This window comes from Paraburkholderia ginsengiterrae (genome assembly GCF_001645125.1).
In the GTDB taxonomy this organism is placed as follows: Bacteria; Pseudomonadota; Gammaproteobacteria; order Burkholderiales; family Burkholderiaceae; genus Paraburkholderia; species Paraburkholderia ginsengiterrae.
Genome location: NZ_LXKA01000388.1, coordinates 1 through 5,330, shown reverse-complemented (window position 1 = coordinate 5,330; position 5,330 = coordinate 1). Strand labels below are relative to the sequence as shown.

The 5,330-nt window shown below is 53.1% G+C and carries 2 tRNA genes and 2 rRNA genes; all 4 read right to left on the bottom strand.

Annotation, left to right across the window (positions count from 1 at the left end):
• Positions 1-174: 174 nt before the first annotated feature.
• Positions 175-3,054, bottom strand: a 23S ribosomal RNA gene (locus A6V37_RS37540).
• Between the two features lie 312 nt (positions 3,055-3,366).
• Positions 3,367-3,442: transfer RNA gene (locus A6V37_RS37535), tRNA-Ala, on the bottom strand.
• Between the two features lie 67 nt (positions 3,443-3,509).
• Positions 3,510-3,586 (bottom strand) — tRNA-Ile (locus A6V37_RS37530).
• Positions 3,587-3,663: 77 nt separating this feature from the next.
• Positions 3,664-5,194, bottom strand: a 16S ribosomal RNA gene (locus tag A6V37_RS37525).
• Together the 16S and 23S rRNA genes with 2 tRNA genes alongside form the textbook arrangement of a ribosomal RNA operon.
• Positions 5,195-5,330 lie beyond the last annotated feature (136 nt).

Below are 5,330 nucleotides of genomic sequence, written 5' to 3'. Positions count from 1 at the left end.
TAGTTTCTGGTGATGCTCACCAGAGGGAGATTCGGGGGTTGTGTTGTTTCTGGCACAACACTGATCTCAACCTGTGTGTTCTGCAAACCCGTCTGGGGGTTCACATGTGCCCCCTTCGGGGGTTGCCCTGAGTAAGCGCTGAAGCGCTAACTCATGGCGAAACACACCTGTTATAGGATCAAGCCTTACGGGCAATTAGTATCAGTTAGCTGAACGCATTACTGCGCTTACACACCTGACCTATCAACGTCCTGGTCTTGAACGACCCTTCAAGGGGCTCGAAGCCCCGGGGATATCTCATCTTAAGGCGAGTTTCCCGCTTAGATGCTTTCAGCGGTTATCTCTTCCGAACATAGCTACCCGGCGATGCCACTGGCGTGACAACCGGTACACCAGAGGTTCGTCCACTCCGGTCCTCTCGTACTAGGAGCAGCCCCCTTCAAATATCCAGCGCCCACGGCAGATAGGGACCAAACTGTCTCACGACGTTTTAAACCCAGCTCACGTACCTCTTTAAATGGCGAACAGCCATACCCTTGGGACCGGCTACAGCCCCAGGATGAGATGAGCCGACATCGAGGTGCCAAACACCGCCGTCGATATGAACTCTTGGGCGGTATCAGCCTGTTATCCCCAGAGTACCTTTTATCCGTTGAGCGATGGCCCTTCCATACAGAACCACCGGATCACTATGACCTGCTTTCGCACCTGCTCGACTTGTCGGTCTCGCAGTTAAGCACGCTTATGCCATTGCACTATCAGCACGATTTCCGACCGTACCTAGCGTACCTTCGTACTCCTCCGTTACACTTTGGGAGGAGACCGCCCCAGTCAAACTGCCTACCATGCACTGTCCCCGACCCGGATTACGGGCCAAGGTTAGAACCTCAAACAAACCAGGGTGGTATTTCAAGGACGGCTCCACGCAGACTGGCGTCCACGCTTCATAGCCTCCCACCTATCCTACACAGATCGGTTCAAAGTCCAATGCAAAGCTACAGTAAAGGTTCATGGGGTCTTTCCGTCTAGCCGCGGGGAGATTGCATCATCACAAACACTTCAACTTCGCTGAGTCTCGGGAGGAGACAGTGTGGCCATCGTTACGCCATTCGTGCAGGTCGGAACTTACCCGACAAGGAATTTCGCTACCTTAGGACCGTTATAGTTACGGCCGCCGTTTACCGGGACTTCAATCAAGAGCTTGCACCCCATCATTTAATCTTCCGGCACCGGGCAGGCGTCACACCCTATACGTCCACTTTCGTGTTTGCAGAGTGCTGTGTTTTTATTAAACAGTCGCAGCCACCAGTTTATTGCAACCCCTTCACCCTTTGCCCGCAGGGGCATCAAGCTACAGGGGCGTACCTTATCCCGAAGTTACGGTACCAATTTGCCGAGTTCCTTCTCCCGAGTTCTCTCAAGCGCCTTAGAATACTCATCTCGCCCACCTGTGTCGGTTTGCGGTACGGTCTTGTTAAACTGAAGCTTAGAGGCTTTTCTTGGAACCACTTCCGATTGCTTCTTCACCTGAGTGAATGGCCTCGCACCCTTGAATTCCGCGCCCGGATTTGCCTAAGCGCCTTCTCCAATGCAAGGACCGGGACTTCCAACACCCGGACAACCTTCCGCGATCCGTCCCCCCATCGCATTTAACAATGGTGCAGGAATATTAACCTGCTTCCCATCAGCTACGCATTTCTGCCTCGCCTTAGGGGCCGACTCACCCTACGCCGATGAACGTTGCGTAGGAAACCTTGGGCTTACGGCGAGGGGGCCTTTCACCCCCTTTATCGCTACTCATGTCAGCATTCGCACTTCCGATACCTCCAGCGCACTTTTCAATGCACCTTCGCAGGCTTACGGAACGCTCTCCTACCATGCACATAAATGTGCATCCGCAGCTTCGGTATATGGCTTAGCCCCGTTACATCTTCCGCGCAGGACGACTCGATCAGTGAGCTATTACGCTTTCTTTAAAGGATGGCTGCTTCTAAGCCAACCTCCTGACTGTTTTAGCCTTCCCACTTCGTTTCCCACTTAGCCATATTTGGGGACCTTAGCTGGCGGTCTGGGTTGTTTCCCTCTTGACACCGGACGTTAGCACCCGATGTCTGTCTCCCGTGATTGCACTCTTCGGTATTCGGAGTTTGCTATGGCGTAGTAATCCGCAATGGACCCCACAACCATGACAGTGCTCTACCCCCGAAGGTGATACACGAGGCACTACCTAAATAGTTTTCGGAGAGAACCAGCTATTTCCAGGTTTGTTTAGCCTTTCACCCCTATCCACAGCTCATCCCCTAACTTTTCAACGTTAGTGGGTTCGGACCTCCAGTACGTGTTACCGCACCTTCATCCTGGCCATGGATAGATCACCTGGTTTCGGGTCTACACCCAGCGACTGAATCGCCCTGTTCGGACTCGCTTTCGCTACGCCTGCCCTAATCGGTTAAGCTTGCCACTGAATGTAAGTCGCTGACCCATTATACAAAAGGTACGCCGTCACCCCTTGCGAGGCTCCGACTGTTTGTATGCATGCGGTTTCAGGATCTATTTCACTCCCCTCCCGGGGTTCTTTTCGCCTTTCCCTCACGGTACTGGTTCACTATCGGTCGATCACGAGTATTTAGCCTTGGAGGATGGTCCCCCCATCTTCAGACAGGATTTCACGTGTCCCGCCCTACTTGTCGCATACCTAGTTCTTCCATTCCGTTTTCGTCTACAGGGCTATCACCTGCTATGGCAGCACTTTCCAGAGCTTTCGACTAACGGTACAGATAAAGAATGCAGGCTGGTCCCATTTCGCTCGCCACTACTCTGGGAATCTCGGTTGATTTCTTTTCCTGCGGTTACTTAGATGTTTCAGTTCACCGCGTTCGCTTCTCATGACCTATGTATTCAGTCATGGATACTCCATAAGGAGTGGGTTTCCCCATTCGGATATCGGTGGATCAAAGCTCGTTTGCCAGCTCCCCACCGCTTTTCGCAGGCTACCGCGTCCTTCATCGCCTGTGATCGCCAAGGCATCCACCACATGCACTTGTTCGCTTGACCCTATAACGGGTGTGTCTCTCTCATGATTGCTCATGTCGATTCGCACTCGCTACAGGTTGAGTATTCGTGTTGCGCCGTATTCCAAGGCAATCTTTCGATTACCTTTTCATACATTGATACAATCACAACCCTGATTCACCTACTCACACACCCATCTCTAAGTATGCTTTCGTGAATCTCTTTACTACTTCTTCCTGATTGTTAAAGAACGACAGCCGATATCACGGTTGCTATAACCGCATATCACTCTGACTGGCTCAATTGCCAATGCAAACCGCTCTGCATATTCACAGAACACTTGGCATTGGAAATTGGTGGAGGATGACGGGATCGAACCGACGACCCCCTGCTTGCAAAGCAGGTGCTCTCCCAGCTGAGCTAATCCCCCAGTCATGCACAGTTCATCATCACACTTCGGGGTTCATCGACTAGCGCAGCCATCGCAGACAAGACAATGGTGGGTCTGGATGGATTCGAACCATCGACCCCCGCCTTATCAAGACGGTGCTCTAACCGACTGAGCTACAGACCCCTCAGTCTGTCTGACTTACTGTCCTAATTCACAGCCGATAAGCGTGAGCGCTCAACGCATTGACACGTTAGCTCGAGAAAGGAGGTGATCCAGCCGCACCTTCCGATACGGCTACCTTGTTACGACTTCACCCCAGTCATGAATCCTACCGTGGTGACCGTCCTCCTTGCGGTTAGACTAGCCACTTCTGGTAAAACCCACTCCCATGGTGTGACGGGCGGTGTGTACAAGACCCGGGAACGTATTCACCGCGGCATGCTGATCCGCGATTACTAGCGATTCCAGCTTCACGCACTCGAGTTGCAGAGTGCGATCCGGACTACGATCGGTTTTCTGGGATTGGCTCCACCTCGCGGCTTGGCGACCCTCTGTTCCGACCATTGTATGACGTGTGAAGCCCTACCCATAAGGGCCATGAGGACTTGACGTCATCCCCACCTTCCTCCGGTTTGTCACCGGCAGTCTCCCTGGAGTGCTCTTGCGTAGCAACTAGGGACAAGGGTTGCGCTCGTTGCGGGACTTAACCCAACATCTCACGACACGAGCTGACGACAGCCATGCAGCACCTGTGTTATGGCTCCCTTTCGGGCACTCCCACCTCTCAGCAGGATTCCATACATGTCAAGGGTAGGTAAGGTTTTTCGCGTTGCATCGAATTAATCCACATCATCCACCGCTTGTGCGGGTCCCCGTCAATTCCTTTGAGTTTTAATCTTGCGACCGTACTCCCCAGGCGGTCAACTTCACGCGTTAGCTACGTTACCAAGTCAATGAAGACCCGACAACTAGTTGACATCGTTTAGGGCGTGGACTACCAGGGTATCTAATCCTGTTTGCTCCCCACGCTTTCGTGCATGAGCGTCAGTATTGGCCCAGGGGGCTGCCTTCGCCATCGGTATTCCTCCACATCTCTACGCATTTCACTGCTACACGTGGAATTCTACCCCCCTCTGCCATACTCTAGCCCGCCAGTCACCAATGCAGTTCCCAGGTTAAGCCCGGGGATTTCACATCGGTCTTAGCGGACCGCCTGCGCACGCTTTACGCCCAGTAATTCCGATTAACGCTCGCACCCTACGTATTACCGCGGCTGCTGGCACGTAGTTAGCCGGTGCTTATTCTTCCGGTACCGTCATCCTCCAGGGGTATTAACCCCGAAGTTTTCTTTCCGGACAAAAGTGCTTTACAACCCGAAGGCCTTCTTCACACACGCGGCATTGCTGGATCAGGGTTGCCCCCATTGTCCAAAATTCCCCACTGCTGCCTCCCGTAGGAGTCTGGGCCGTGTCTCAGTCCCAGTGTGGCTGGTCGTCCTCTCAGACCAGCTACAGATCGTCGCCTTGGTAGGCCTTTACCCCACCAACTAGCTAATCTGCCATCGGCCGCCCCTTGAGCGAGAGGTCTTGCGATCCCCCCCTTTCCTCCTCAGAGCGTATGCGGTATTAATCCGGCTTTCGCCGGGCTATCCCCCACTCCAGGACACGTTCCGATGTATTACTCACCCGTTCGCCACTCGCCACCAGGATTGCTCCCGTGCTGCCGTTCGACTTGCATGTGTAAGGCATGCCGCCAGCGTTCAATCTGAGCCAGGATCAAACTCTTCAGTTCAAACCTGTTACTGTTTTCGGTTGTGTTACCAACCGGTCGCTCACTCAACGTACTGACGAATGATTAATCTGTCCGAAGACAAAAAAACCTTCCTTTCATTACTGTGTGAGACTTGATACTTTCGCTTCCTGCCCGA